The organism is Paragemmobacter ruber (assembly GCF_009908315.1).
GTDB classification, from domain to species: domain Bacteria; phylum Pseudomonadota; class Alphaproteobacteria; order Rhodobacterales; family Rhodobacteraceae; genus Paragemmobacter; species Paragemmobacter ruber.
In genome coordinates this window covers 1529877-1556855 of the sequence record NZ_JAAATW010000001.1, presented here as the reverse complement: position 1 = coordinate 1556855, position 26979 = coordinate 1529877, and the positions used below count along the sequence as shown (strand labels likewise).

Genomic DNA, 26979 nt, shown 5'->3' with positions numbered 1-26979 from the left:
GTGCGGGGACCGCATAACATCTGGCGCCTCGTGCGGACCGGCGCGACGCTGGAGCGGACCGGGGCAATGGCCGTGGTGCTGGAGGCGTTCCGCGCGCCCGCATCCATCCGCGTGGCGGCGCGGCTGCTGGGCTGGCCGTTCAAATGGCTGGGCCTGCGGGGCGACCCGGCGCTGCCGCCCGCGACACGCGCGCTGACGGCGCTGGGGCCGGCCTATATCAAGTTCGGGCAGATCCTTTCCACGCGGCCCGATATCGTGGGCGATGATCTGGCCGAGCAGTTGAAATATCTGCAGGACCAGTTGCCCCCCTTTCCCACGGCAGTGGCGAAGAAGATGATCGAGGCAGAGCTTGAGGTGCCGGTCGATCAGGTGTTTTCCGAGTTTTCCGAGCCTGTCGCCGCTGCGTCGATCGCGCAGGTGCATCGAGCGCGGCTGGCCGAGACCGGCGAGGAAGTGGCGGTCAAGGTGCTGCGCCCCGGGATCGAACGGGCATTTCGCAAGGATATTGATGCCTTCTACCTGATCGCCCGGACGATCGAGATCGTGGCGCCCGCCGCGCGGCGGCTGCGCCCCATGGATGTGATTGCGCATTTCGAAGGCGTGGTCATGGGCGAGCTGGACCTGCGGCTGGAATCTTCGGCCGCGGCAGAGTTCGCTTCGAATACCGAACAGGACGAGGGGTTCCGCGTACCGCGGCCCGTCTGGGCGCTGTCGGGGCGCACGGTGATGACGCTGGGCTGGGCGGCGGGTATCGGGATGAACGAGAACGCCGCCATTGATGCGGCGGGGCATGATCGCAAGGTTCTGGCGGCGCGGGTGCTTGCGCTGTTTCTGAACCATGCGCTGCGGGACGGCTTCTTTCACGCCGACATGCATCAGGGGAACCTGAAGGTGGGCGCGGATGGGGCGATCATCGCGCTGGATTTTGGGATCATGGGGCGGATCGACGAATATACCCGCCGGGTCTATGCCGAGATCCTGATGGGGTTCATCCGCAAGGATTACCGCCGCGTGGCGGAGGTGCATTTCGAAGCGGGCTATGTGCCAGCAGATCGTGACATCGACGAATTTGCCCGCGCGCTGCGGGCGGTGGGCGAGCCGATCTTTGGCATGGATGCGAGCCGGATTTCGATGGCGCGGCTGCTGGCCTATCTGTTCGATGTGACGGAACGGTTCGGGATGCAGACGCGGACGGAACTGATCCTGTTGCAGCGCACGATGGTGGTGGTCGAAGGTGTGGCGCGGTCGCTGGACCCCCATATCAACATCTGGGAGGTCGCGCGCCCGGTGGTGGAGCGCTACATCGCCAAGAATGTGGGGCCGGCGGCGCTGTTGCGTGACCTGTTGCTGACCGCGAAGGTCCTGAGCCGGTTCGGGCCAAAGCTGCCGCGCATGGTGGAGGCCGCGCTGATCGCGCAGGCCGAGCAGCCCAAGCCGCTGGCACCGCCGCGGCGGCGGTCGCGGTGGTATCTGATCCCGCTTGGGGCCGGTGTTTTTGCGGCCGGCGTGGTGCTGGGCGCGCTGGTCTAGAGCGCGGCAAGCTCCATCGGCAGGGCGCGGGCGTAATCGGCATCGCCCAGCGCCGCCTTCCACGCACAATGCGCGGCGATGCGCCACAGATAGAGCGGACGCAGCGCCCGCGCGCGGGCGGCCGTGCTGGCGCAAGGATAGGCATCAAACAGCGCATCGGCCCAGCCATCCTGCGCGATTTGGCCGGTATAGAGCCAGATCATCGCGGGCGAGGCGAGGGTGGCGAGGTCTTCCGCCGGGTCACCCATGCCGGGACATTGCCAATCAATCAGCAGCGGGCGGTCCTTCGTGGCGAGGATGTTGCCGAGCACGGCATCGGCATGAACCGGACGCGGCGAGACCGGGGGCAGATGCGGATCGGCGGGCGGTGGCGGCAGTCCGGGCGGGGCGAAGGTTGCGGCATGGGCCAGCAGGGCGGCGCTGCCATTGGGCAGAAGGCGGAAGCTGTCACGGGGAAGATCGGTGCCATGCAGGCGGTGAAGCATGCGGGCAAGGGGCGCAGGATCGCCCCGCCAGGGCGCGCCGGGGGCGTGATCGTAGATGATCCAGTCCGCCCCGCGGGCGCGCAATCGCGGCGCGAGCCCGAGCGGCGCGAAGAGGGAAAGCGCGCGCGCCTCGGCCAGCGGGTCGTTGGGAAAGAGCGGGCTTGCTGCAGCGCGATTGTGGTGCTTGAGCACGAAGTCACCCGCCCGCCACACGCCATTGGACCGCCCCCCCGGCAAGGCCTGCAACGCCGCCTGCGACAGCGAGGGATCAAGCCGCGTCAGGGCGGAAAGGGCGGCGGGTGGCGGCAACTGCATGGGATGCAAGCCTAATGCAGCCCCCGGCCGCCGCAAGACCGTTCACGGTTTTCGCAGCGCGGTCACATCATCGGCCGATACGGAAATGCCGCCCTTGAGGAGCAGGGTGATCTGGTCACCATCCCGGCGCGCCTCTTCGATCACGGCATAGGCGGGGATGGGATCGGTGCGCAGCACCTCGTCCCCAAGGCGGCTTTCGAGGCGCAGCTGATACCTGCCCTCCGGCAAAGGGTTTCCTGTCGCATCCGCCCCGAGCCAAGCGTAGCTGCGCCCATCCAGTGGCACCGTCTCGCGTGAGACGAGGCGACCGGTGGCGTCCGTCACCGTCAGCACCGCGTTGTCGGCCCCGGGTGCGGGATCGGGCGCCAGCAGCACCGGCGCGCCGTCATACCAGACGTCGGACTTTGTGCGGGCCTCCTGCCCCACCCAGCCGGAAAGTTGCGCCATCCCCATCAGACTGAACTGCGCGGCAAGGCCCGACAGCATCTGATTGGTCTGGACCTGCTGTTCCACACCCGAAAACGTGGCGAGTTGCACCGCGAAATCGGTGGCGTTGAGCGGATTCAGGGGATCCTGATTCTGCATCTGAACGGTCAGCATCCGAAGAAAGGTGTTGAAGTCCGACCCCGGCGATGCCGCGAAACCGCGGCTTGCCTGCGTTGGCGTGGTGGGGGTGGTGGTGGCACTGATCGGTTCCATGCTGGTCCTTTCAAAGGCGAAGATTGAGGGTGCCCGCACCAACGGCGGGTGGCGTGTTGGAGGCGGTTTCGATCGGCGGCACAGGGCCCTGCGGCGCGATGGCCGAGGGGCATTGACCGTGTTGCGCCTGCTCTCGTCCCGTGTCGCCAAAGCTGCTTTGACCGGAGGCGCCGCCGTCGGCGTAGCTGAGCGTGACGCCCACGAACCCCGCCTGTCGCAGGTCTTGCAGAATGAGATCAGAATGACGGCGGAGCAGATCGAGCGTTGCCGGTTGATCGACAGAAAGATGGAGATGGATGCCCTGATCGCGGGAGCTGACCTCAAACCGCAGGGTGCCAAGTTCCAGCGGGCGCAGCGTGACGGTGACGGGGCCGTCCTGCGCCGCTGTCGCCGTTTCTACAATCAGCGGCAACAGCGGCGCTGTCAGGCGGGGGGACGGCTGCTGCGTAACGTGATCGACGATTGCAGTCACCACGGGAGGCGGCAGTGGAACAGGTTCAGCCGGACCATCGGGGATGGCAAGTAGAACGGCCGATAGGACCGGGCCGGAAACTGGCGCGATTTCCGCATTTTCTGCCATGTTCGGCTCTAAACGCAAGGCAGATGCAGGTGACTGCGGCGGTTGAAGGTTATCACCAGGAAGGGCAGCCGTCCGGCTGTCGAACGGAACGGCAGGGGTCTGACGATCAATCCGGCCTTCGGCAGTTATCGCCGCTGGCAGGGTGACGGGTTCTTGCTGCACCGATGCTGTAGGCAGGGGCGAAGGCGCCGACGGCGCCGCGATGTCCTGTTCCCGTTTGCCATCGCGCACAGGCCGCAGCAGTGCTGCGGTGACAACGGTAGGCGCCTCTGGCAGGCGGTCGGTTATCGGCGGGGCCGAGGTGGGAACCGGGGCCGCGGGAGGGATCAGGATCGGGGTGGCAACCGTGGCGGGGGTGGGACTGGGTTCCCGTCGGGAAACAAAGGGTAGCGGTGGCGGAGCGCTCCCATCAGCAGAAGAATCGCTTTTTCTGCTATGTTCGACACGTTTTTGCCCAACTGGCATCATCGGCGCATCCGTATCGGGACGTGGGACAGAACCCAGCAGCGGCTGCAAAAACGCTGTTCCTGCCGAAAGATCTATCGTGGACGCAGGCCGCGCATCGGGTTGAGGCGCGGCGGCCAACGGAGCAGGCGGGCCGGATAAGGGCGTGACGGTTGGCAAAGGCAGCGTGACAGACGGAGGCGCGGCGGTTCCCGACGGCGGTCGCCCCTCCGGGCGCGGTTGGGCCGGGCGGGCAGGATCAAGCGGGGCGGCAGGCCAGGCAACCACCGGCGCGGGACGCGGCATGGCAGGGCGATCCGGCGCGGGGATGATTCCAACGGGTTGGGAAAGGGGATCCGCGGCCGTGGTTGCCGGTTCACCCCGTGTCGGCGGCATATCGGCCACGGGCGGGGCGATGATCTCAGCCACGCCTGAAGTGGCGAGCGGGACGATTGAATCAGCGGGATGAAGGGTTGGCGTGACCCTGCGAATGACGGGCGTTGCATCCGGACCTGAAGGTTCAGGCGAAGCGGGCGCAGAAAGTGGAACTTCGCCAACGACCCGAGAGGGCGCCGCGATTTGCTGCACCATTCTGCCTTGGTCAGGCGAAGCCGACATTTGCAGCAGCAGGTCGGTGGGCGAAGGGGCATCGGCCTTGTCGGACTGGGTAGGCTGTTCGACCGCAGCCATATCTGACCGCTGCGGCAGGCTGGACGCATCCAACAGGAGCGCGGGATCAAATTCGGCCTGATTAGAGCCGTTTTCAATCCCTGTCTTGCCTGCGAAGGACCGGGCCGCAAAGCCCAGATCGCCAAGGGGAACGAGAATCGTTGGGATGATCATCCGTCAATCCGGCCTTTGCTGCGAACTGCACCGTGCCCCAGACGAATTACCAATCCTTTACCGCGAGGCGGGAATGTCAGGTCACCCACACAGAAAAGGAGATGACCTTTGGACATCACGACACCGGCCCTTCACCCGCCCACACCCCGCGACAACCTGAGACAGAAGGCGCGTGAGATGGAGACTGCCTTCCTTGCGGAAATGCTGCGCCACAGCGGGCTTTCGGCCCAGAAGGGCCCGTTCGGCGGGGGGATCGGCGAAGAGCAGTTCGCCTCCTTTCTCCGGGACGCGCAGGCAGGCGCCATCGTATCGGCCGGTGGAATCGGTCTGACCGAACCGCTGTTCCGGGCGTTGACTGGGGGGCGCAATGACTGATTCGCGGGAAATCGAGGATCTGTTGGATCACCTCGTCACAGATCTTCGGCAGGCCTTCTATGGCAGGATCGAGACGTATTCGGCAGAATTAGAGACATTTCTGGACCTGATCCCGCAGCTAGACCAGCAAGCGCTGTTGCGACTGCGTCGAAAAGCAGAGCGATCCGCAGCCTGCCTAAACGCCGCGGCGCAAGGCCTGCGCGCGGGCCAGCGGCGCCTGTCGGAAATGGCATCGGCAGAACGTGCCGACACTTATGACCGCCATGGGGTACGGCAGGCCCTGCCCCTGCAAGGCATCGGGCGCAGGCTTTGATTGTTTCAAATGCGGCGCATTCGCCCCCGACCCATCAGCAAAGACTTAACCCTTGTCAGACGAGATGAGGGGGCATCCCGCAGCGGGGTGGCACGGCGGTAGCCAACCGCGCGTACCGGGCAGAAACCGTCGGGCAAACCTGCGCCAAAGGCGCCGTTCCATGAGGATATGAAAATGTCGTCCATTCTGACCAACAACAGCGCGATGGTCGCGCTGCAAACCATCAAGTCGATCAACAACAACCTCGGCATGACGCAGCAGGAGATTTCCACCGGGAAATCCATCGCTTCGGCCAAGGACAATGCCTCGGTCTGGGCCATCTCGAAGGTGATGGAGTCGGATGTCGAAAGCTTCAAGGGGATTTCCGACAGCCTATCTCTTGCCACATCGACCATCGCGGTGGCGCGGCAGGCGTCGGAAACGGTGACGGACCTGCTAAAGCAGATGAAAGGCAAGATCGTCGCTGCGCAGGCCGAAAACGTCGATCGGGCGAAGCTGAACACCGATGTGACGGCCCTGAAGGAGCAGATCGAATCCGTCGTCAACTCGGCGCAGTTCAACGGTCTGAACCTCGTTGACGGCTCGACGACGAGCATCGAGGTGCTGGCATCGCTGGACCGGTCCTCGAGCGGTGTCACTGCTTCGACCATCACGGTGAATGGCCAGAACCTTTCGACCGGCGATTACGCCGCGAATGACATCTTCTCGACCACGACGGGTGGCACCATTTCGGGCGCAGGGGACACGTTCGTTCTGTCGCTCGATTCGGCGGGTGGAACGGATGATATCACCATTGCAGATGGCACGACCGCATGGGCTGCGGGTGACACGGTCAGCCTGCGGATCGGCGACCGGCAGGCAACCTACACGGTGACCGAATCCGACGTGGCCAGCGGCAACAACTCGGTTGCCGATCTGGTGGCTGTCGGCCTGAAGAACGCGGTGGATGCGCTGGGGATCGACGGGCTGACCGTGGATTACGACAGCGGCTCGGCCGGGCAGCTTTCGTTCACCAACGATGGTGACGTCGATCTGGCGGTGAGCGGTCAGTTCCGCAACGCCAACTCTGGCGCCCTGGGCGCACTTGACGGGATCGACGTATCGACGGCGGCCGGCGCAGAACTGGCGCTTGGGGCGATTGACGGGCTGCTGGATACGGCGGTGGATGCATCGGCCGCCTTCGGTTCGATCGAGGGTCGGATCAAGACGCAGTCCGAATTCGTCGGCAAACTGTCGGACGCGCTGAAATCCGGGATCGGATCGCTGGTCGATGCAGACATGGAGGAGGCATCGGCCCGCCTGCAGGCCCTGCAGGTGCAGCAGCAGTTGGCGACCCAGGCGCTGTCGATCGCGAACCAGCAGCCGCAGAACCTGCTGTCTCTGTTCCGCTGACGCGGGTGGATCCAGAAGGGGGCCGGGATGATCCCGGCCCCTCACCCATCCAAATCCGCCGGAGAAAAGAATGACGGCACAACAACTTGCAAGATCCGCCTATCTGCGCCCGGATATCGCGCTGAACAATCCCCGGGCCTTGGAATACGACTTGCTGGCGCAGGCCACAGCCGCCCTTCGCAATGCCGAAACAGGCGGCAAGGCGGGCTTTTCGGCGCTGGCAAGTGCCTTGAACCGCAACCTTCTGCTTTGGTCAGCCTTGGCCGCCGATGTGGCCGGATCGCGCAACAGCCTGCCCACGGATCTGCGCGCCCGGCTGTTCTACCTCTATCAATTCACGGTGCAGCACAGCGCGGCCGTGCTGGACGGCCGCGCCGATGTTTCCGTCCTGATCGGGATCAACACCTCGGTCATGCGCGGGCTGCGGGGAGATGCGTCGACATGACGGGGTTGGTTCTCAAATTGGGCCCGCATGAGCGCGTGCTGATCAACGGCGCCGTCATCGAGAACGGCGACAAACGCAGCCGGCTTTCGGTGATGACCCCGAATGCCAACATCCTGCGCCTGCGCGATGCGATCCATCCGGGTGAAGCCACCACCCCGGTCCGGCGCGTCTGCTATATGGCGCAGCTTGTGCTGTCAGGCGACGCGGAGCCGGAGGCGATGCGCATGGCCATCCTGCGCGCGGTGGAGCAGTTGAGCCAGGTCCTGACGGACCCTGACAGCCGCGCGCAGCTTGGCCTTGCGTCCAAGTCGGTTCTGGCGGAGCAGTACTATCCTGCGCTCAAGGCCCTGCGCACCCTCTTGCCACGGGAGGAGCGGCTGTTGGCGGCGCACCGGTCATGACATTCCAGCCGCTCGTTCCCTTGTCGGGCCCCGGCGGTTGGTCGTTTCTCAAGCGGACCGAAGCCATGCAAAGCGCAACCTTTGCACGACAGCCCGCGATCCAACGTGACGAGGCATATTTTCGCGGGAAGATCGGATCGGTTCGCACTGCAGAGGCGCTTGTGAACGACCGGCGCCTGCTGCGGATTACCCTTGAAGCCTTTGGTTTGGAGGCGGATGTCAACGCCCGGGCCTTCATCCGCAAAGTCTTGGAAGACGGGACGCTGCGGCAAGACGCGCTTGCAAACAGGCTGACCGACAAGCGGTATCTGGAGCTTTCTTCGGCCTTCGGCTTTGGCGATTTTTCAGTGCCGCGGACTGTTCTTTCTGATTTTCCCGGCGAGGTGATGACGCGCTGGAAGCAGCAGAGGTTCGAGACGGCGGTCGGAGGGGTGGACGGTAACTTGCGTCTGGCCTTGAACGCGCGCCGGGAACTGGCGAGCCTTGCGGCCGGATCGTCGAGCGAGACAACGAAGTGGCTGCGCATTCTTGGCGATGCACCTCTGTCCACGGTGATGCGGGGCGCGCTCAACCTGCCACGGAGCACGGCGGCACTAGATCTGGATCAACAGCTTTCCGCCATGCGATCCCGGGCTGCCGCTGTCTTCGGGGCTGATACGATCAGCCAGTTCAAGGACAGCAGCACCGTAGAGCGCCTGATCCAGCGTTTCCTTGTCACGGCGAGCTTTGGCGAAGGGTCGGGTTCCGCCAATTCGGCGCTTACCCTGCTGCAACAGAGCCGGTCTTTTCTGCGCCGGCTGTGAGCTACCAACCCATACTCCACTTGCACCCAATGAGAACGCATCCATTGCCGGTGGCGCGCATAGATGCGACCATTCGCTGCGCGGTCAGGATGACAGAATATGGCGCAACCGCTGAAACGCATGGCCGGGTACATCGGTTGGTGCAGTTTCAGCGAGGAAGGCGTCCAACTGCGGAAAAAGGCGGATGGCGCGGTCTGTCAGGCTGTCCGATCCAGCGCTGTACAATCCGGATTGGACCATGAGTTCGGCGCGGTCCCAAGCTGAAAGGAGGCGCCTTGCTTCTGCAATCATGGTGTTTTCTTCATCGGTTGCGCAGTCAGGCAGGCTGCGCGACAGCGAGCGCAGCAGGTTGACCGCAGGAAAGCGCCCGCGCTCGGCGATCGCGCGGTCAAGAATGACATGGCCATCAAGAACCCCGCGCAGGATATCGGCCACAGGCTCTTCCATGTTCGAACCGGCGACCAGGACCGTGAAGATGGCGGTGATGTCCCCGCCTGTGGTATCACCGCCCGGACCGGCGCGTTCGGCCAGTGACATGATGGCATGCGACAGGGACGGCGGCCAGCCACCCAGACTGATCGGCTCGCCACCCGCGGCGGCAACCTCGCGATGGGCTTCGGCGAACCGGGTGATGCTGTCGCACAGCAGCAGGACCTGCGCGCCTTGATCGCGGAAATGTTCAGCAACCGCCATTGCAGCCAAAGGGCAGCGACGCCGAACCAGCGGCGACTGATCCGACGTGGCAGCGATGATGACGCTGCGGGCAAGCCCCGCCGCCCCGAGAACATCCTCGGCGAAGGCGCGAACTTCTCGCCCGCGTTCACCCACAAGGGCCACGATCACCACATCGGCGGCGACATGTCGCGCGAAACTACCCAGCAACGTGGATTTCCCAACGCCTGAACCCGCAAAAAGGCCAAGACGCTGGCCCTGAACAAGGGGCAGCATCGTATCGAAGGCCGCCAACCCGGTGGCAAGCCTTTCCCCCAATCGGCGACGGGACGCGGCCGCGGGGGGCGAAGCACGCAACGGGCGGCTTTGCAGACCGGACAACAGCGGGCGGCCATCCAAGGGCTGCCCATCAGGATCAAGGATGCGCCCGATCCAGCTGGCATCTGGGGCAATCGCGGCCGGTCCCTGATGCCCGACGGGATCACCGATCGAAATGCCTTCGGTCGGGGAGTCGGGCAGAACCGTCAGGCCCTGCGGACCCAAGGCGATCACCTCGGCCCCCATCAGACCGACAAACACGCGGTCCCCAAGCGCCGCCACATCCGACAGGCCGGTCACCTGCACGGTGGAAGGCCCGACAGCAGCCACCCGCCCGATGCGCGTGGTGCTGCGGATACCGGCGATGCGGGCGCGGAGACTGTCGAACATGATCGGCATCCTTTTTTGGGGGCTTCAACCCTTCCTTAGCGAATCGGGCTTAAGCCTTGGTGAAACCAATCGAGGGAGAAGCCCGAGATGTTCGAGAAGCTTGAACTGACACGGATGGCGCAGGGTCTTGCGGCCCATGCGGGCGCACGCATGGCCGTGATTGCCCGAAATATCGCCCATGCAGACACGCCGGGCTACCGTGCGGCAGACCTTCCCGCTTTTGCGCAGGTGTATCGTGGCGGGCCGAACGGCGCCACGGGGGACGGGGCGGCCTCGGCCCGCCCTGCCATCTTGAAGCTTGCCGCAGATCCGAACGGAAACACGGTCGCGCTGGAAGATCAGATGCGGCGCATGGCGGAAACCCGGCAAGGCCATGAAATGGCGCTGTCCATCTATCGCAGCACATCGGCCGTCGTCCGCGTGGCGCTCGGGCGGGGAGGTCAGTGATGAACTCCCTGACCACAGCGCTTGCCGCGGCCAGCAGCGGGATGGATGCGCAGGCGATGCGGCTGCGCCATGTGTCCGAAAACATCGCAAATGCCGATACGCCGGGCTACCAGCGAAAGATTGCCACCTTTCAGATCGCCGATGGCGGCGTGAGACTGGGTCCGCTGCGGCTGGATGACCGCCCTGGGCAGCGGGTCCATGACCCTGCCCATCCCCTCGCCGATCAAACGGGGCACTATGACGGTTCGAATGTCGATCTGATCATGGAGCTTGCCGACGCGCGCGAGGCACAGCGTGGCTACGAGGCCAATCTCCGCATCTTTGATCAGGCACGGCAGATGATGCAAAGCCTGTTTGATCTCATCCGTCGTTGAGGGCCCGCACATGACCATCTTTGCCTCCATTGCCCCTGACCTTTACCTGCGCGACCGGGCGGCGCTGCGCCCGGAACCCGCCGATCCGTCCCTGTCGTCGCACGCGGCCGATTTCGCCGCAGAGTTCGCAGCCACGCTGAACCGGAACGAAGCAACCGCCCGCGCCGCCATGACCGGTGAGGCAAGCATCCACCAACTGGTCGAGGCGCTGACATCAACCCAGTCTGCGGTGGAAACGGTCGCCGCCGTGCGCGATCGGGTGGTTGAGGCCTATCAGGAAATCCTGAGGATGCCGGTATGAGCGAGGCCCTGATCTTCGACATGCTGCGGCAGGGGCTCTGGATCGCTGTACAGATCTCAACCCCGATGCTTGCTGTGGCGCTCCTGGCTGGCCTGGCCATCGGCCTGTTGCAGGCCCTGACAAGCGTGCAAGAGGCGACGCTGACCTTCGTCCCCAAAGTCGCGGCGATGATGGTCGTGTTCTGGGCCAGCATGAGCTTCATGACCGCCCGGCTGGTGGACTTCTTTCAGCGCAGCGTCCTGCCTGTGGTTGCGGGGGGCTGATGGATGGAGGCAACCGGTTACGTCACACTGACCCGCCAATCCGGACTGATGCGCGAAATGCAGGTGGTGGCAAACAACATCGCCAACAGCGCGACCAACGGCTTTCGGCGTGAGGGGGTGATTTTCTCGGAATACGTGCGCCGGGCGGGAGAGGCGCCTTCGCTTTCGATGGCGCTGGGCGGAACACGACAGATAGATCTTGCCGAAGGCGGGCTGGTTCAAACCGGCGGGCAGTTCGATTTCGCCATCCGCGGCGAGGGTTTCTTCCTGCTGCAGACACCGGATGGCGATCGGCTGACGCGCGCGGGGGCCTTCACGCCCGGGGCCGATGGCAGCCTGGCGACAGCGAACGGAGATCGCCTTCTTGATGCCGGGGGTGCGCCGGTGGTGCTGCCGCCCGGTGCGCGGCAGGTGATGCTGGGGCGAGATGGCACGCTGACCGCCGATGGCGCGCCGGTGGCGCGGATCGGCCTGTGGCTGCCCGAAGACCCGCTGACCCTTCGACACGACGCGGGGACACTGTTCTCTGCTGGTCAGACCGCACCCGCAGAGGGTGCCGATCTGGTTCAGGGTGCGTTGGAAGAAAGCAACGTCGACCCGGTGACCGAGGTCGCCCGGATGATCGAGGTGCAGCGCGCCTACGAGATGGGGCAGAGCTTCCTTGACCGCGAAGACGAACGGATGCGCGGCATGATCCGCACGATCGGAGAGTGATATGAAGGCCTTGCAGATCGCCGCCACAGGGATGGCGGCACAGCAGATGCGCGTTGATGTGGTGTCCCACAACCTCGCCAACATGTCGACCACCGGGTATAATGCCCGCCGCGCGGATTTTGCTGACCTTCACTATGATCAGATTGCGCGCCCGGGCACGGTGACGGCCGAAGACGGGACGATGCTTCCAACCGGCATCCAGTTGGGCATGGGGGTGCGACCGGCCGCGGTCTCTGTCGTTCTGTCGCAGGGAACCTTCTCGGAAACGGGTGGCGATCTTGATCTTGCGATCGAGGGACAGGGTTACCTTGAGGTGACGCTGCCCTCGGGCCTTGCCGGCTACACGCGCGACGGAGCGCTTCGGCGCAGCGCTGATGGGCTGATCGTCACGGCGGACGGCCATGCCGTGGCACCGGGCATCACGATCCCGCCCGAGACGCGCAGTCTTTCGATCAATGCGGCGGGCGAAGTTTGGGCCTATTTCGCCGATCGGACCGACCCTGAACAATTGGGCCAGATCACCTTGACCGGCTTCACGAACGAGAAGGGGTTAGAGGCGATCGGATCCAACCTCTTTATGGAAAGTGCTGCATCGGGCCCACCCTTGCCCGGGACGCCCGGCGTCGATGGGCTGGGCACCTTGCGGCAGGGCTATCTGGAGGAAAGTTCCGTCGATGCCGTGCGCGAGGTGACCGAACTGATCAAGGCGCAGCGCGGGTACGAACTGAATGCCAAGGTGCTGACCGCCGCAGACCAGATGCTGGCCGCCACAACACAGGTGCGATGATGAAGGCCGAAAGCGTCCTTGCCTGTTTGATCAGTCTGTTCGGATCGGCGACCATCGGCGCGCTGGCGGCACAAGGTGCCGAAAGCCTTGTCGCGACCCGCGTCATCGCGGCGCAGAGCACCTTGTCATCGGCGGACATGGCGGTGGTAGAGGCTGCCATTCCCGGCGCGCTGGTCGATCCCGCGCAGGCCATCGGCCTGCAGGCCCGACGGACGATCTATCCAGGGCGTCCGATACTGGCCAGTGATGTGGGTCCGCCCATCCTGATCGGGCGAAATGCGATCGTGCAGATGCGCTATCTGCGCGGGGGGTTGGAAATCGCTGCGGAAGGGCGGGCGCTGGACAAGGGCGGTGCGGGCGAGGTGATCCGTGTCATCAGCCTTGGGTCCAAGACCGTGGTTTCTGGCCGCGTGATGGCGGATGGCAATGTGGCCGTGGGGGATGACGCATGCGCTGGCTGCTGATCGTGACTGTTGCGGCAGGATGTGGCCGTTTGGAGGAAGTGGGTCGCGCACCCGGCTTTTCGCCGCTTGAAGGTTCAACCCAGCATCACGCGATGTATTCAGCCCCACTCCCTGAAAGCTCCGATCCCGATGGTCCGGGTGCACCCTCCTCGCTATGGAGTTCGGAGAGGGGGGCGCTGTTCGGGGATCGGCGTGCCGCCCAGCGCGGTGATATCCTGACCGTCGTGATCGAAATCGACGACAGCGCACGCATCAACAATTCCTCCGGGCGCAGCCGAAGCTCGGACGAGGAGATGGGAATTCCGTCGCTGCTGGGCCTGCCGCAGCGTCTGGACCGCGAATTGCCTGAGGGGGCCAGCATGGCCGAAGCGGCGGAGGTCAGTTCTGCCTCAAGCTATCAGGGCGAGGGATCGGTTGTGCGACAGGAGCGGCTGACGCTGCGGATCGCGGCAACTGTCGTGGAAGAATTGCCAAACGGTGTATTGCGGATTGAAGGGCAACAGGAAGTGCGCGTGAATTTCGAACTGAGGGAGTTGATCCTGACCGGTTATGTTCGGCCCGTCGACATTTCCCGCCAGAATGAAATCACCTATGACAAGATCGCAGGGGCGCGCATTTCCTATGGCGGCCGGGGTCAGATCACCGATGTGCAGCAACCTCGCTACGGTCAACAGATCACCGATATCATCCTGCCGTTCTGATCATGAAAAAGCTCATCCTTCCGGTCGTGCTTGGAATGTTTGGCCTCGGGGTTGGGGCCGGTGCGGGCTATTTTCTCCGTAAAGATGCGACGGCCACAACTGCGGAAGACGCGGAAGAACCTGCGGCACCGCCAGAATATGCAAAGCTTGCCAACCAGTTCATCGTTCCTGTGCTTGAAGACGGTGCTGTCGTCAGCCTAGTAGTGCTTTCCTTAAGCCTCGAGGTCAGCGAGGGTGCGACCGAACTGGTATATCAGAACGAGCCGAAACTGCGGGATGAGTTTCTGCAGGTTCTCTTCAACCATGCAAACTCCGGCGGATTTCGTGGCTCTTTTACCGATTCAGCGAACCTTGTGCCGCTGCGGATGGCTTTGTTCGAAGCAGCATCGGTGGTGATGCCTGGGGTGGTCACCGATGTCCTGATCGGCGACATTGTGCGTCAGGATACCTGACAGCATCATTTCATGAATAATCGTTCGATTACGCGCTGACGGGCAATCGCCCGCGCGGCCAGGTCCCTTTCGTTTGAAAGGACCTGTTCCTGATACGCCATGATGGATTCCAGCGTCCGTCGGCGCCCTTCGGCCCAAATCTGATGCTGAAGGGCAGCCGCGTGCAGCGCGGGATCCGCGCCCGAAACAGGTTCAGGGGCAAGCGCCGCGGCGCGGGTGCGGCTGAGCAAAAGCGCCCGATGGGCCTGAGCGACTTGCCCAAGCCGAAAATCCCGCACCAACGCGGCAGCCTGCAAAAGGCGGTGATTTCTTATGGTCATGATCTCCACCGTCTTGCCCGTTTCTTGCGCATGGCCTCAGCAAATCGAATGGCAACGGCAACAGCGCGATAATGATCTGGCCGAATCTGATCGCCGACCTCGACCGTCGCGAACAAGGCGCGCGCCGTCGGGGGATCGGAATGGATCGGTATGTTGTGTTCGCGTGCGATGTCGCGGATTCGCGCGGCCGTTTGATCCACCCCTTTGGCGAGACAGATCGGCGCTTGCCGCTTTGCCCGGTTCCATTTCAGTGCCACGGCATAATGCGTCGGATTGACCACGATCACATCCGCCTTGGGAATATCCGCAAGCATGCGATTCATCGCGATGTCCTGGCCGCGCTGACGACGGGCCGCGCGGGCCTGCGGGTCACCCTCCGTCTCGCGGTGTTCGTCAAGCAGTTCCTGACGCGACATCCTGTTGCGCTGACGGTGGCGATAGACCTGCCAGAGGTAATCAACAAGGCCGAGAACCGCAGCGAGAGCGCAGATGAGCATGAGGAACTGGAGGAGCATTCCTGCCATCAGGGCGCTGCCTTGCCCGGGGTCAAGCCACGGAACGGTGAGGAGCGTGTCGGCTTCGCCCTTGAGAAACCACGCGAGAAGGCCCGCCACGAGCACCAGCTTTACGGCGCCTTTGGCGAACTCCACCAGACCATCAGGTCCAAATCGCTGGCGAGCTGCTGCCAGGGGATCAGTCCGGGACAGTTTCGGTGCGAGGTTTTCTGGCGTGAAGACGATCCCCCGCAGGATCACGAGCCCCGCAACTACGGGCAGCGCCGGCACGAGAACGATAGGCAAAACGGCCACCACCATGGCCAGGGAAGAGCCGATGGCATTTCCCCACTCTGGCCGCGCCAGGAAAAGCATACCGGTTTCCGCCATGGAGAGCAGTGCGCCTGGACCAAGGAAAACGGCGGATAGGACAAAGCCGGCATAGGCCGCAGCGGTCAGAAGGTCCTGAGATCGGGGGATCTGGCCCTTTTCCCGCAGATCGCTAAGCCGTTTCTCGGAAGGATCATACGGTTTGTCGTCGCTTTCCTCATCCATCTGTCACCCCGTACCAAAGGGCGTGACGAGTTGGGCATCCAGCGCCCGAAGCCAGATGAAAAGGATGACAGGCGTGATGACCGCCGCGAGGGCAAGGGCCCCGATCGACAGGGCCGGAGCGCCGATGAAGGTGACCATCAGTTGCGGCATGGCGCGATTGACCGCGCCCAAAGCCACATTCCAAAGAAGGGCAGCCATCACAAAGGGAAGGGCCAGCGAGAAGGCCAGCGCGGTTGCGCGGGCGACGTTCCCAACTCCCCAAGCCATGACATCCGCGCCCGCTACCATGCGACCGGCTGGAAGAACATCGTAGGACAGGATCAGGTAGGCCGCCAGCTTGACATGCAATCCGGCCTGAAGCGCGAGAGCGGTCGCCGCAAGCGTGAAGAGAATACCGAGCGCGGGCTGAGGCTCCGACCCTGCGCTGGCGAAGAACTGGGATAGTGACGCGGATTGTGCGGAAATGGCGGCTGCGGTCTGCAATCCGAGGATCAAGAGGCGAAGCGACAGGCCGATCAGCAAGCCTGCAGACACCTCTGCCGCGGCAGGAAGAAGGATGTCGTCACCCCGGTATCGTCCAGCAACGGCGGGCAGGATGACGGCCGTGAAGGCAAGCGCCGCCGCCAGGCGGATGCGCGCCGGGATGGCCTGTTCGCCGAACCCGGGAAGGATCGCCACTGCGGCGCCAACCCGTAGAAAGACCAGTGTGGCCGGGCGGAGCAGGGCCTGGACCTGTTCGACGAAGAGGGTTGCCAGTTCTATCATGCAGGGACCTGGCCAAGAATGGCGGGGCGTGCCTCAAGACCGATCTCTTCGTAAGACAGAACCGGTGCCGATACGCCTTTTGCGGCAAGGACGTTTCGCAAGAACCGGCGGCGCCGCGCAGAGGTGACGAGGGCGGGTTGGGTTCCCGCTTCCGTCACCTTGCCGAGCCGTTCGGCAATTGCATTGGCCAGCCGCGAGAACATGTCGGGTGGCAGAGCCACGTCTCCCGCCACGGGGCCCTGATCCAACTGGTATTGCGTGAAGGTTCTTTCCCATTCCGGCGCAAGCTGGATCAATGGAATGGTTCCGTCATCACGTCGCAGTTCGGCCGTGATCTGAAAACCGAGACGCTGTCGCACATGGTCGCAGATCGCCTCTGCCGATGGCAGGGATCGCGCTTCGGCAATAGCTTCGAGGATCAGGGGCAGGTTGCGGATCGAAACCCGCTCGTCCAGCAAGAGACGCAGCGTTGCCAACAGCGTTTCTGGAGCGACTTTCTCCGGTATCATTTCATCCAGCAGACGGCGGTTCATCTGCGCACGCGCGGGATCAGAGACATTGGCGAACTCATCCAGCAGGCGGCGCAATCCGCGCAGCGAAAGGAGGCGGGACAGATTGGCACGGATGGTTTCCAGCAGATGTGTCGACAGGACCTCTGCGGGTGAAACGGTTGTCAGGCCGGAGAGGGCCGCCGTTTCCTGCGCGTCCGGCATGATCCAACGTGCCGGAGCGCCGAAAACCGGTTCACGCACATCGACCCCCGGGGGAGCAGGCACACCATCGACGAGAAGCACCAGCACGCGATCCGCCATGAGACGATCGCGCACACGCTCCACCCCCTGGATCCTGATGCGATACTGTCCCGCAGCAAGGCTCGGCTCATCGGTGAGCCGGATCTCGGGCAGGATGAAGCCGAAACCGGTCGCGATGTGATTGCGCATGTTGCCGACGCGCCGGTCCAGACCGGTTGCAGGGTCGAGCGCCATGGCAACAAGGTCAGAGGCAAACTCGACGTGGATTTCGTCGAAATCCAACATGTCACCCATCGGGCGCGGCGGCGGAGGACCGGCAGGAACCGGTTCAACGATCGTCGGCGGGGGAAGGTTCAAGCGACGCCAGCCCATGTAGCCGATGAGGATTGCACCAGTCAGAAATGGGATGATGGGAAGACCGGGCACGAGGGCAAAGGCCGCAAGAAGGCCAGCAACCGTAAGCAAGGCCGCCGGATAACGGCTGAGCTGGGCGAAGAAGGCAACATCCGCCGCCCCGGTTCCACCACCCCGCGCCATGAGCAACGCGGCGGCAACCGAGATGATCACCGCGGGTATCTGGGTGACCAGGCCGTCGCCCACGGTCAGGATGGTATAGGTCTCGAGCGCCTGACCGAAAGGAAGATCATGCCCGAATACCCCGACACAAAGGCCGACGATCAGATTGATTGCCGTAATCACAAGGCCGGCGATGGCATCGCCCTTTACGAACTTTGAAGCCCCATCAAGCGAGCCAAAGAAGCTCGTTTCCGCAAGTTCACGTTCGCGCCGGAGTTTCGCCTCGGCGTGATCAATCGCGCCCGCGGCGACATCCGCATCAATGGCCAGTTGCCGCCCTGGCAACCCATCCAACGCAAACCGCGCACCCACTTCGGCCATGCGGCCCGCGCCCTTTGTGATCACAAGAAAGTTAACGATCAGGATCACGACAAAGATAACGAGGCCAAGCACCAGATCGCCGCCCATCACGAATTCGGCGAAGGCTTCGATCACGTGACCGGCGGCATCGGTACCGGTGTGCCCTTGCGAGATGATCAGTTTCGTCGAAGCGACATTCAGTGCAAGTCGCAGCAGCAGCGAGGCAAGCAGGATCGTCGGGAATGCAGAGAAATCGAGCGGGCGTTCGATGAACAGCGCCACCGTGAGCATCAGGATCGCAAGCGCGAAGGACAAGGCGAGCCCGATATCCAAAAGCCAAGCAGGCACGGGAAGCACCATCATGGCAATCACGGTCATGAGCGCGAGCGCAAGGATGACCGTGGGCTGAACGCGCAGTCGCGCGGGTAGGGACATACGCTGCAACATCAGGGCGAACCCACGAGGGGCGTCCTGCCCGACAGTGTTGGCACGATGGTGCTCGGACTTGCCGGATCACCCGCAAGCAGCAGGGGAAACCTGTTCCGGCGGTTGCGAAGCGGGGCTTGATCTGGATCGGTTGCGGGTGCCCAATCGTTGGGCGCGTCTCCGTGTTGTAGCACTTTGTGAGCGGCGCGGACCCGATCAAGATATGCTGCGCCCCGCACCGCATCGCGCGAATGGTAGGCGGCCACCGCGAGATCCCAATCCCCGGTTTCTGAATGTAGCGACTGAAGATAGCGCGCCGCGTAAAGGGCATTCTCGACAGGGTCGAGCATGGCTGCGACGGATGCAAACTCGTTCAGATGCCAGCGGGTGTTGATCTGGAAACAGCCAAGATCAATATGATCGCCGGCGGACAGGACAGACTCTGCCGCAGTGGTTGCCTGATCCTTTGTTTCGAACCAGTAGCCCTCTCCCTGATGATTCAATGTCCAGGGCCAGGACGCGCCGCGATGCTGTGTTTCGGTTCGGGTGATGGCCATCAACAGATCTACGGAAACGCCCGTCTCTGCTGCGGCGTGATGTGCTGCCAGGTCACACTCCGTCCGCGCCATGACGGGGGAACAGATCATGATCAGCAGCAGGAATGAGGCCACCTGTTTCACAGGATGAATGCTCCGATTCGGGGGCGCAGAGGGCGTGTTGGCGTCAGGCGTAGCCCAAACTTCTTTCCGAAGGGTCAACGTGCGGAAAGCAGCAGGTCAGGTCTCAGGGCGCAGGAACTGTGTCTAACAAGGCCGAAATTGCGGCGCGGGTCTCTGCGCTGGAGGCCGTGAGGGCGCGGCCGCGGGCGAGCGGTTGGGCATCCGTGGGTGGTATCGGGTCAAGCTGCGCGGCAAGGGATTGCCATGGCGCCGGCGCCGCTTCGTCCAAGGCACCCCAATCTCGGGCAAGTATTGCGCTTTGCTCGGTCGTTGAAGCAGGGGGCGTGTCTGCTTGACGACCGGGCATCCATGCGGCGGCCTCTTCAGGAAAACCCAGATCGTGCAGACGGGTGGCAATCACCTCTCGCACGGCAGGGGGAACGCCGTCACCTTGCGAACCGATGGCGTGATGCAACAGCGCGCTGTCCGAGCCGAGGGACAAGAGGCGCCACAGATCCGCCGTTGCATCCGGAGCCTGCGGCAAAGCGCTGAAAGCGGCATCGAACCGGTCTGTCAGGGCAAGCGCAAGAACATGTGCCCGCGCGACATCGGACTGCATCGGTGTAGACGCAGCCTGGGATAGGAACGCCGCCAAGGCATCGGCCTGCGCTGGATCAAGAGGGCGACCTTCAGCGGCATGCAGTTCGACCAAGGTGACAAGCGCCTCTAGCTGCGCCGGGCCGGGATCTTCGAGAACCGCTTGCAGCGCTTCTGTCGCGTCGGGTGTAGCGCCATAGGCAGAGGCGATGCGCGAGGCAAGGATCCTGCTGCGCGGATCCTGTAGTCCGGGCAGACGGGAAAGCGCGTCATGCAGGGCAGTTGCGGTGTTGCGATCACCCTTTTGAAGAAAGCTTTCAGCGAGATCGGGACCGAGCGACTGACGCAGCTGCGGAGGTAAGGCCGAAAACGCCCGGAGCAGGGCCGTGGTATTGATGTCAGCCGCAGACAGCGACCGGTCTGCCAAAGCCGCCCAGAGCGCGGCAGGACTGTCGCAGGCGGCGAGAGCGCGAAAGGCGCCATTCGGATCTTCATCGCCATCCACCAGACGGGCGAGTGACTGCCATAAAGACGCATCGGGGTGATCCACGGGCAATGCCTTGAGCAAGGCAGCGGCCTCCGCCCCGAAGCCGACATGCAGCAGGAAGCGGACCGCGCGCGAAACCGCAGCGGGATCCGGCTCGTCAAACTCACCCGTAAGATCGGCCATGGCTTCTGCCATCTGGACCGGGATCGGGCGCCCGTCGCCCCATTCCGCGAGGGCAAGGCTTTGGTCGTCCGGACAGGTCTGCCCCTGTGCGGCCATGCTGCGCGGAAGAGCCAGGCCTGTTCGCGCGTCCAGAGGTTCGCCGAGACGCAGGTTGATAGGTACGGATGCGGACCGCATCCGAGACGGGGGATTTCCCTGTGAGGGACGCGCGGGATCAATCAAGCCCTCGGCGGCAGAGCGGCTGAATTCCATCAAAAGGTCTTCCCGCAGCGCGAGCAGGGCCGGGTCAGGCGCTTTCGGCGCGGGTGCGGGTGCGATCGGTTCGCCCGGGCGGGCCGCTTCAAGCGCAAGGCGGTGCCAGACGAAGGGGGAGGGGATCTGCGTCGCGCGCGGTTTTGGCCGTGGTGGAGTTTTCGGTGTCAAGGCGGCAAGGGCCTCTCCGTCAAGGGTGAGCTCGAAGGAAGATCCGGGCGGTGGTGGACCATCCTTCAGATCAATCACAACGGTACCCGGGCGAAACTCGAAGGGAAGTGCATGGCATGGGCAGCCCACGCCCAGTCGCAGGCTTCCATCCTCTGGATCAGCCCAGATTGCAGACAGGCGGGCGCGGGAAATCCGCTGAAATACCTGACTTAGGTCATAGCCGGGCTGCGCGCCGGCGACCCGAAAGATGTAACCATCCTGCGTACGGCCAAGCGTCCAATCCGTTGCGGCCGGAAGCGTGAGAACCAAGCGCGTAAAGCTTGCATGGTCGCCGGTCGTCACGGCGACCGTCTGCGCGACAGCCGGTCGCAGAGTAAAGATGACCAAGATAGCAAGCAGGAAACGCATCTTCAGGCGGCCTCTGCCTTGAGGGCGCGCAAGGCCTGCTCGAGATCGCCGAAGCGGGGGCGCACCGGGTGTGGCGTATTCTGACGGCCCACTTCGATGCACAAGGTCGGAGGATGATTGTGCAGGCTGGCGACAAGTACCTCGCGGATCAGTCGGTAGAACTGGGCCTCTTCATCTGCAACGGCCTTGAGACGAGAAGCAAAGGGCCCGACAATACCGTAGGCGAGGAACACGCCGAGGAATGTGCCGACAAGTGCACCGCCGATCATTTTTCCAAGCACTTCGGGAGGTTGGTCAATCGAACCCATCGTCTTGATAACGCCCAGAACCGCAGCAACGATCCCGAGGGCCGGCAACGCATCCGCCGTCGCCTGAAGCGCATGGCTGGAATGTTGCGCGTGGTGAAGCGCCGCCTCCATGCGCTTGTCCAGCACCTCTTCGACCTGATGGGGGTCGTCATAATTCATGGTGCGCGCCCGCAACGTATCGCAGATGAGTTCGGAAGCATCGTGGTCATCGCGGATGCGAGGGTAACGGGCGAAGATCGCGGAGTTATCCGGAGCCTCGATATGCTCTTCCAGGGCAACGGGGTTTTCCCGTGACAGGCGCAGGAGTTCAAACAGAAGGCACAGCAGATCGCGATAGTCGTCCGGCTGCCATTTGGCGCCGCGGAAAACCTTCGGGATATCGTGAAGGGTGTGCTTCACCGTCGCCTTGTCGTTGGACAAGAGGAATGCCCCGACGGCGGCCCCACCAATCATCGCCATTTCGAACGGAAGCGCCTTCAGGATGATTCCCATCTTGCCCCCCGCGGCCATGTAGCCACCGAAGACCATGATGATGATCACTGCGATACCGATGATGCCGAACACGGTGTGGGTCCTTTCATTCGGTCGGTGCCAGGGCGTTGCGCCCGGCAATCAGGGCCGTGATGGCGAAGGCCGTGTCAGGCTCCATACCGGCAAGGGCGGCGGCCGCCGCCTCGGGGCGCATCCGGCCGAGAAAGCCGGCAGCAAATTCAACCGGCATTGCCGAAAGGAGACGGGCGGTATCGGCTGGTTTCATCGCCTCGTAGACGGCGGTGAGGCGGGTCAGATCCTGCTCGGCCGCGCCGTCGGACAGCGTGACCACACGGTCCAGGTCCGCCTCGGCCTGCCGCAGCTCTTGCAGACGCGTTTCTATCGCCGCCTCGGCGAGGTCGAGTGCAGCAAGACGCTCTTCCAGCGCATCTTCGCGCTGCGACAGGCGCGCCTCACGATCTGACAGCGCCTGCGCCAGGGCTACAGGCGGCGCCGGACATTCGGCGGGACTGGCAACCTCTGCCTCCTCAGGCGCGCGGGCCAGGGCCGTGCCCACGCCAAAGCCGATCCGAAGTGCGCCGGATGCGGCAAGGAGGACGGCAATGAGGGTGAAGGTCAGGCGCGGAAACCGCATCATTCGGCGGCCTCCATCTCACGTCGACGGCGCACGAACCGCACGCGACGCGCGTTTTCATCCGCGTCGGGCAAGTCGTGCAGTGAAGAGAGCAGAAGATCGATCCTGGCGCCGGCCGCCTCGGCCCGATCCACAAGTTCGGACAGCCTGTCGGACGATCCGATGGCCGCACCGCGCGCCTGTTCCAAGGCGCGGGTCATTTCATCAACCTGTTGGGAAAGAACGGCGATTGCGCCGCCCATGCCATGCTCCAGCGTGTTGAAACGCTTCAGCCGACCGGAGAGGATATGGCAATAGAGCCCGGCACCCAAGGCCCCCGCAGCAAGCAGGATATCAGCGAGTATATCCACGATCAGACCTTTCAGCTGAAGAGGAATTCGGTCACCAGCAGATCCCGGACGCGCCCTTCGCCGGTGACGATCTGGATCCGCCTAAGAAGTTGGGCCCGGATCCGGATGAGGGCGCCGGCCTCCTGCAGACTTGCGGGTTGAACGGCCCGAAGATAGCCGTTCAAGACATCGACGATCCGCGGCATCAGCAGTTCAACCTCGCCCGCGTGAGCCGAAACCACCTCTAGCTGCGCGGTGAAGCGCAAGTGCGAATCAGACGCCAAACCGGGCATGGAGATGGTGACCGGTGCCACCGGAAGGAAGGCGATTTCCGGAAGATCGGCCGGGGGATCGGTTCCCACCACCTCCGACCGGGGGCCGATAAGACCGGAATTGGTAACGAAGAACCCGCCAGCGCCCAAGAGAAGCGCCAGCACCAGCCCCATCATGAGAGGCAGCTTGCTGCGACCTGCGGGCGGTTCATCTGGCTGCACGGCATCCGACATCGGGGATCCTCCACTTCTGCGATGCCGACCGTCTTAGCCGTTTGCCCCTAACCGATTATTAAGTCCCATCAGGAATTCTGGGCCCAAGACAGAAGTCTGGGGTTGCCTGTGAATCAGTTGGTTTCCGTTTGGTCTGCATTGGACATGCGCCGTCGAGCTCTGGCCATCGGGGCGAGTTTGGCTATGTTCGTCATGGTTTTGATGCTGGGCCGCATGGCGGCAGCGCCGTCTATGGCGCTGCTTTATTCAGGTCTGGAAGCGAACACTGCCGGAGAGATCGTCGCCGCGCTCGAATCGCGCGATGTGGCCTATGAAATCAAGGGAACGGCGATCCATGTCCCGTCGGATCAGCGCGATGCGCTGCGTCTGGAACTGGCGGCAGAAGGCCTGCCGTCGCAGGGCGGCGCAGGATACGAGCTGCTCGATTCGCTCTCGGGCTTCGGGACGACGGCCCAGATGTTTGATGCCGCATGGAGCCGCGCGGTTGAGGGAGAGCTTGCGCGAACAATCCTTGCCAATCCACAGATTCGTGCCGCGCGCGTGCACATCGCGCGTGGGTCGGATCGGCCGTTCGACATGGGTTCCGCGCCCAGTGCCAGCGTCTTTGTGACCACGGCAGGCGGCCTTTCGCCCGCTCAGGCCCGCGCGTTGCGGCATCTCGTTGCCTCAGCCATCACGGGGTTGAGCCCTGACAAGGTTGCCGTGATTGATGCCGTGCAAGGCCTTATTCCTGTGGAGGACGGGGGCCTGTCTCAGGGCAATGCCGCCGATCGAGCCACGGCAATCCGGCAGAATGTCGAAAGGCTCTTGGCCGCGCGGGTCGGCCCGGGACGCGCGGTGGTTGAGGTTTCGGTCGATCTGGTCACGGAAAGTGAACTGCTGTCAGAGCGCCGCATTGATCCCCAGGGGCGTGTCGCCACAAGCACGGAGACGGAAAGTTCAAGCGGATCGGAGAATCAGGCGGGAGGAGAAGTCACCGTTGCGTCGAACCTGCCCGATGGCGATGCCGGAAGTGAAGCAGGAACCGCAACACAATCGCAGGAAAGCCGTGAGCGCGTTGATTACGAGCTGAGCGAGACGCGGCGCGAGGTGACGCGCGTGCCCGGCGATATCCGCCGGTTGAGCGTGGCGGTTCTCGTTGACGGAGAACGGATCGCCAGTGAGGACGGAAGCCAGACGTGGCAGCCCCGGTCGGATGAGGAGCTTTCGGCCCTCCGCGAACTTGTTGCCTCGGCGGCGGGCATTGACGAGTCGCGGGGTGACGTCCTTACCTTGAAGTCGCTGGAAATCGTCGCTCCGCAGGCGGAAGAAGCCACGGCACCATCGGATCTGGGGCTGGACCTGACCCGGATCGCAGGTTTTGCCATCCTCGCGGCGGTGGTTCTGGCGATCGCGCTGTTTGTGCTGCGTCCGGCGTTGCGACAGTCACGAAGCGCAGCGCCACCAGCGTTGCCCCTTCCGCCGATGATGCGAGAGCCCCGTCCGCTTGGCCCTGTCCTTACGGGAGAGATCGCGGACGGCGTCGATACCGGCGATCTGCCTGTTATCGGTGGGGACAGGCCAGCGCACCTTGAGACGGAAGATCCGGTGAGCCGCCTGCGCCGAATGATCGGCGAACGGCAGACGGAGTCGCTCGAGATCCTGAAAACCTGGATGGATGCGGACGGAGGCAGAGCCTGATGGCACCGCTTAAGCTTGAGGATTTCACCAGCGCACAGGCCGAACCCGAGGTGAGCCCAACCAGGAACGACCGGGAGGAAGAGATACGTCTCGGCGCCTATGAAGAGGGGTATGGCGCCGGGTGGGAGGATGCGGTCACAGCGCAATCCGATGCCCGCGCCGAGCGGGAAGCCGAAGCGACAAGAAACCTTCAGATGCTGGCCTTTGGATACCAGGAGGTGCGCCATCACATCCTGCGGTCTCTGGAGCCTTTTCTGAATGATGTCGCTGCCCAATTGTTGCCAAGGGTTGCGCGCGCCTCCCTCGCGCCTGTCATTGCAGAGACACTCATGCCTTTGGCAGAGCGCTTGGCTGATACGCCAGTGCTTCTTCGTGTCGCGCCGGACGTCCACGATCTGGTTGAGCGTCTTCTGCCGCCGATCTCGCAAGGCATCCCGATGATCCTGCGTGTGGATCCGCAGCTTGACGAGGGACAGGTCATGATTGCCACGGCCAAGGCCGAGGCGCGTGTGGACCTTGATGCTGCTTCGGCGGCCATCGCCCGGGCCATTTCAGACTTCTTTGAACTTCAGATAACGGAGCAGGCCCATGCCGGATGACAATCCCTTTACCCAGGTTCCCATCGAGATCGCCGTTTCCGTGGGCCGCGCGCGCCCTCTGGTTCGAGACCTGCTTCGGCTGGAGCGGGAAGCCGTGCTTGTGCTTGATCGGCGCGTGGACGATCCGGTCGAACTGTTTATCGGCGACCGACTGATCGCACGAGGCGAGTTGCAGGAGGCAGAGGATGGGACAGGGCAGCTTGCTGTTCGCCTGACAGAGGTCGCCGTCCCGGGAGGCGGGCTGTGAGCGCCCTTCGGGTGGTTTTCCTCGCCTGCCTGGCGGTTTCGATCTGGCCAAGTGGCGGCGTCGCTCAGGAAATGACGCTCGACCTCGGCGAAGGGCCGCTTTTGTCGACGCGGACGGTTCAGCTGATGCTGCTGATCACCGTGCTAAGCCTCGCACCCGGAATCGCGGTGACCATCACGTGTTTCCCTTTCATCGTGACCGTGCTGTCCATCCTGCGGCAAGCCATCGGCTTGCAGCAATCGCCACCAAACATGCTGCTGATCAGTCTTTCCCTTTTCCTGACATGGTTCATCATGGAACCCGTGCTGGCCGATGCCTGGACGGCGGGGATCGAGCCGTTGAACCGCGGAGAAATGGACGCAGCCCAAGCGATCAATGCGGCCATGGGGCCATTTCGAATCTTCATGGCAGCGCGGCTTGACCTCGATACCTTCGCAGCCCTGCGTGATCTTCGCCCGAATGCAGACATCCTGCAGCCCGCGGTTGAGGCACCGCTGTCGATCCTGATCCCTGCCTTCATGCTGTCGGAAGTGGCACGTGCCTTTGAAATCGGCTTCATGATCTTTCTGCCCTTCCTGATCATTGATCTGGTGGTTGCGGCGATCCTGATGGCGATGGGTATGATGATGGTGCCGCCCGCCTTTGTTTCGCTGCCCTTCAAGCTTGCATTTTTCGTGGTTGCGGATGGCTGGTCGCTGATCGCGGCCGCCTTGGTGCGTGGGTATATGTAA

Annotated in this window: 34 protein-coding genes; 20 read left to right on the top strand and 14 right to left on the bottom strand. The window is 63.5% G+C overall.

What is annotated here, in order from left to right; translation table 11 throughout:
- On the top strand, window positions 1–1530 hold the full coding sequence (ubiB, locus tag GU920_RS07615; RefSeq protein WP_161766314.1) for a 2-polyprenylphenol 6-hydroxylase: 1530 nt from the start codon (window positions 1–3) through the stop codon (window positions 1528–1530).
- Here ubiB and GU920_RS07610 read toward each other — a convergent pair.
- The 3 genes from GU920_RS07610 to GU920_RS07600 are packed head-to-tail and all read right to left on the bottom strand — an operon-like array spanning window position 1527 to window position 4896.
- Window positions 1527–2330 carry a phosphotransferase gene (locus tag GU920_RS07610; protein WP_161766313.1) on the bottom strand — a complete coding sequence of 268 codons (804 nt, stop codon included), beginning with the start codon at window positions 2328–2330 and terminating at the stop codon, window positions 1527–1529. The two genes, ubiB and GU920_RS07610, sit on opposite strands and share 4 nt — an antisense overlap.
- Window positions 2331–2372: 42 nt before the next feature.
- Complete coding sequence (locus tag GU920_RS07605) at window positions 2373–3029, bottom strand: flagellar hook capping FlgD N-terminal domain-containing protein (protein WP_161766312.1); 657 nt, start codon at window positions 3027–3029, stop codon at window positions 2373–2375.
- 10 nt (window positions 3030–3039) lie between these two features.
- The gene (locus GU920_RS07600) at window positions 3040–4896 is read right to left on the bottom strand and encodes a flagellar hook-length control protein FliK (protein ID WP_161766311.1); all 1857 of its coding nucleotides are present in this window, start codon (window positions 4894–4896) and stop codon (window positions 3040–3042) included.
- Window positions 4897–5073: 177 nt separating this feature from the next.
- On the opposite strand from GU920_RS07600, the gene GU920_RS07595 reads away from it, so the two are divergent.
- The 6 genes from GU920_RS07595 to GU920_RS07570 all read left to right on the top strand — a co-directional run bounded on the left by GU920_RS07595 (window position 5074) and on the right by GU920_RS07570 (window position 8625).
- Window positions 5074–5271 carry a rod-binding protein gene (locus GU920_RS07595; protein ID WP_394351538.1) on the top strand — a complete coding sequence of 66 codons (198 nt, stop codon included), beginning with the start codon at window positions 5074–5076 and terminating at the stop codon, window positions 5269–5271.
- Window positions 5272–5293: 22 nt separating this feature from the next.
- Window positions 5294–5584 (top strand): hypothetical protein, encoded by a 291-nt coding sequence (locus GU920_RS07590; protein ID WP_235933109.1) that lies wholly within the window; start codon window positions 5294–5296, stop codon window positions 5582–5584.
- A gap of 174 nt (window positions 5585–5758) precedes the next feature.
- Window positions 5759–6976 carry a flagellin gene (locus GU920_RS07585; protein WP_161766308.1) on the top strand — a complete coding sequence of 406 codons (1218 nt, stop codon included), beginning with the start codon at window positions 5759–5761 and terminating at the stop codon, window positions 6974–6976.
- Window positions 6977–7046: 70 nt separating this feature from the next.
- Window positions 7047–7421 carry a flagellar biosynthesis regulator FlaF gene (flaF, locus tag GU920_RS07580; protein WP_161766307.1) on the top strand — a complete coding sequence of 125 codons (375 nt, stop codon included), beginning with the start codon at window positions 7047–7049 and terminating at the stop codon, window positions 7419–7421.
- On the top strand, window positions 7418–7822 hold the full coding sequence (flbT, locus tag GU920_RS07575; protein ID WP_161766306.1) for a flagellar biosynthesis repressor FlbT: 405 nt from the start codon (window positions 7418–7420) through the stop codon (window positions 7820–7822). The genes flaF and flbT overlap by 4 nt, the downstream gene beginning before the upstream one ends.
- Window positions 7819–8625 carry a DUF1217 domain-containing protein gene (locus GU920_RS07570; RefSeq protein ID WP_161766305.1) on the top strand — a complete coding sequence of 269 codons (807 nt, stop codon included), beginning with the start codon at window positions 7819–7821 and terminating at the stop codon, window positions 8623–8625. Before flbT ends, GU920_RS07570 begins: the two co-directional genes overlap by 4 nt.
- A gap of 84 nt (window positions 8626–8709) precedes the next feature.
- On the opposite strand, the gene GU920_RS07565 is transcribed toward GU920_RS07570, so the two are convergent.
- Entirely contained in the window at window positions 8710–10014 is a 1305-nt protein-coding gene (locus tag GU920_RS07565) for a FliI/YscN family ATPase (protein WP_161766304.1), read from the bottom strand.
- Between the two features lie 78 nt (window positions 10015–10092).
- Between GU920_RS07565 and flgB the strand changes: the two genes are divergently transcribed.
- The 9 genes from flgB to GU920_RS07520 are packed head-to-tail and all read left to right on the top strand — an operon-like array spanning window position 10093 to window position 14508.
- Window positions 10093–10452: a flagellar basal body rod protein FlgB gene (gene flgB, locus GU920_RS07560; protein WP_161766303.1), complete on the top strand. Its 360-nt coding sequence runs from the start codon at window positions 10093–10095 to the stop codon at window positions 10450–10452.
- Complete coding sequence (gene flgC, locus GU920_RS07555) at window positions 10452–10826, top strand: flagellar basal body rod protein FlgC (protein WP_161766302.1); 375 nt, start codon at window positions 10452–10454, stop codon at window positions 10824–10826. Before flgB ends, flgC begins: the two co-directional genes overlap by 1 nt.
- Window positions 10827–10836: 10 nt before the next feature.
- Entirely contained in the window at window positions 10837–11127 is a 291-nt protein-coding gene (fliE, locus tag GU920_RS07550; RefSeq protein WP_161766301.1) for a flagellar hook-basal body complex protein FliE, read from the top strand.
- Window positions 11124–11390, top strand: a complete 267-nt coding sequence (locus GU920_RS07545) for a flagellar biosynthetic protein FliQ (protein ID WP_161766300.1) — start codon at window positions 11124–11126, stop codon at window positions 11388–11390. Before fliE ends, GU920_RS07545 begins: the two co-directional genes overlap by 4 nt.
- Window positions 11391–11393: 3 nt before the next feature.
- Window positions 11394–12104, top strand: coding sequence for a flagellar hook-basal body complex protein (locus GU920_RS07540; RefSeq protein ID WP_161766299.1), 711 nt, complete (start codon window positions 11394–11396; stop codon window positions 12102–12104).
- A gap of 1 nt (window position 12105) precedes the next feature.
- Window positions 12106–12891 carry a flagellar basal-body rod protein FlgG gene (gene flgG / locus GU920_RS07535; protein WP_161766298.1) on the top strand — a complete coding sequence of 262 codons (786 nt, stop codon included), beginning with the start codon at window positions 12106–12108 and terminating at the stop codon, window positions 12889–12891.
- Window positions 12891–13355: a flagellar basal body P-ring formation chaperone FlgA gene (flgA, locus tag GU920_RS07530; protein ID WP_161766572.1), complete on the top strand. Its 465-nt coding sequence runs from the start codon at window positions 12891–12893 to the stop codon at window positions 13353–13355. The genes flgG and flgA overlap by 1 nt, the downstream gene beginning before the upstream one ends.
- Window positions 13340–14056, top strand: coding sequence for a flagellar basal body L-ring protein FlgH (flgH, locus tag GU920_RS07525; RefSeq protein WP_161766297.1), 717 nt, complete (start codon window positions 13340–13342; stop codon window positions 14054–14056). The genes flgA and flgH overlap by 16 nt, the downstream gene beginning before the upstream one ends.
- A gap of 2 nt (window positions 14057–14058) precedes the next feature.
- Window positions 14059–14508 (top strand): flagellar basal body-associated protein FliL, encoded by a 450-nt coding sequence (locus tag GU920_RS07520; RefSeq protein ID WP_161766296.1) that lies wholly within the window; start codon window positions 14059–14061, stop codon window positions 14506–14508.
- 5 nt (window positions 14509–14513) lie between these two features.
- On the opposite strand, the gene GU920_RS07515 is transcribed toward GU920_RS07520, so the two are convergent.
- The 10 genes from GU920_RS07515 to GU920_RS07470 form a co-directional block, all read right to left on the bottom strand.
- The gene (locus GU920_RS07515) at window positions 14514–14837 is read right to left on the bottom strand and encodes a hypothetical protein (protein ID WP_161766295.1); all 324 of its coding nucleotides are present in this window, start codon (window positions 14835–14837) and stop codon (window positions 14514–14516) included.
- Window positions 14825–15877: a flagellar type III secretion system protein FlhB gene (gene flhB, locus GU920_RS07510; protein ID WP_161766294.1), complete on the bottom strand. Its 1053-nt coding sequence runs from the start codon at window positions 15875–15877 to the stop codon at window positions 14825–14827. The genes GU920_RS07515 and flhB overlap by 13 nt, the downstream gene beginning before the upstream one ends.
- A 3-nt stretch (window positions 15878–15880) precedes the next feature.
- Complete coding sequence (locus GU920_RS07505) at window positions 15881–16642, bottom strand: flagellar biosynthetic protein FliR (RefSeq protein ID WP_161766293.1); 762 nt, start codon at window positions 16640–16642, stop codon at window positions 15881–15883.
- Complete coding sequence (locus tag GU920_RS07500) at window positions 16639–18705, bottom strand: flagellar biosynthesis protein FlhA (protein ID WP_161766571.1); 2067 nt, start codon at window positions 18703–18705, stop codon at window positions 16639–16641. The genes GU920_RS07505 and GU920_RS07500 overlap by 4 nt, the downstream gene beginning before the upstream one ends.
- Before the next feature lie 11 nt (window positions 18706–18716).
- On the bottom strand, window positions 18717–19376 hold the full coding sequence (locus GU920_RS07495) for a transglycosylase SLT domain-containing protein (protein ID WP_161766292.1): 660 nt from the start codon (window positions 19374–19376) through the stop codon (window positions 18717–18719).
- 103 nt (window positions 19377–19479) lie between these two features.
- Complete coding sequence (locus GU920_RS07490) at window positions 19480–21453, bottom strand: tetratricopeptide repeat protein (RefSeq protein ID WP_161766291.1); 1974 nt, start codon at window positions 21451–21453, stop codon at window positions 19480–19482.
- 2 nt (window positions 21454–21455) lie between these two features.
- The gene (gene motA, locus GU920_RS07485; RefSeq protein ID WP_161766290.1) at window positions 21456–22325 is read right to left on the bottom strand and encodes a flagellar motor stator protein MotA; all 870 of its coding nucleotides are present in this window, start codon (window positions 22323–22325) and stop codon (window positions 21456–21458) included.
- 13 nt (window positions 22326–22338) lie between these two features.
- Window positions 22339–22890, bottom strand: a complete 552-nt coding sequence (locus tag GU920_RS07480) for a MotE family protein (RefSeq protein WP_161766289.1) — start codon at window positions 22888–22890, stop codon at window positions 22339–22341.
- A complete protein-coding gene (locus tag GU920_RS07475) occupies window positions 22887–23237 on the bottom strand; it encodes a hypothetical protein (protein WP_161766288.1) in 351 nt (116 codons plus the stop codon). The genes GU920_RS07480 and GU920_RS07475 overlap by 4 nt, the downstream gene beginning before the upstream one ends.
- Window positions 23238–23248: 11 nt before the next feature.
- On the bottom strand, window positions 23249–23722 hold the full coding sequence (locus GU920_RS07470) for a flagellar basal body-associated FliL family protein (RefSeq protein WP_161766287.1): 474 nt from the start codon (window positions 23720–23722) through the stop codon (window positions 23249–23251).
- Window positions 23723–23866: 144 nt separating this feature from the next.
- Here GU920_RS07470 and fliF point away from each other — a divergent pair, with 144 nt between their 5' ends.
- The 4 genes from fliF to fliP are packed head-to-tail and all read left to right on the top strand — an operon-like array spanning window position 23867 to window position 26979.
- A complete protein-coding gene (gene fliF / locus GU920_RS07465; RefSeq protein ID WP_235933170.1) occupies window positions 23867–25402 on the top strand; it encodes a flagellar basal-body MS-ring/collar protein FliF in 1536 nt (511 codons plus the stop codon).
- The gene (locus tag GU920_RS07460; protein WP_161766285.1) at window positions 25402–26001 is read left to right on the top strand and encodes a FliH/SctL family protein; all 600 of its coding nucleotides are present in this window, start codon (window positions 25402–25404) and stop codon (window positions 25999–26001) included. The genes fliF and GU920_RS07460 overlap by 1 nt, the downstream gene beginning before the upstream one ends.
- On the top strand, window positions 25991–26248 hold the full coding sequence (locus GU920_RS07455) for a FliM/FliN family flagellar motor switch protein (RefSeq protein WP_161766284.1): 258 nt from the start codon (window positions 25991–25993) through the stop codon (window positions 26246–26248). The genes GU920_RS07460 and GU920_RS07455 overlap by 11 nt, the downstream gene beginning before the upstream one ends.
- Window positions 26245–26979: a flagellar type III secretion system pore protein FliP gene (gene fliP / locus GU920_RS07450; protein ID WP_394351536.1), complete on the top strand. Its 735-nt coding sequence runs from the start codon at window positions 26245–26247 to the stop codon at window positions 26977–26979. The genes GU920_RS07455 and fliP overlap by 4 nt, the downstream gene beginning before the upstream one ends.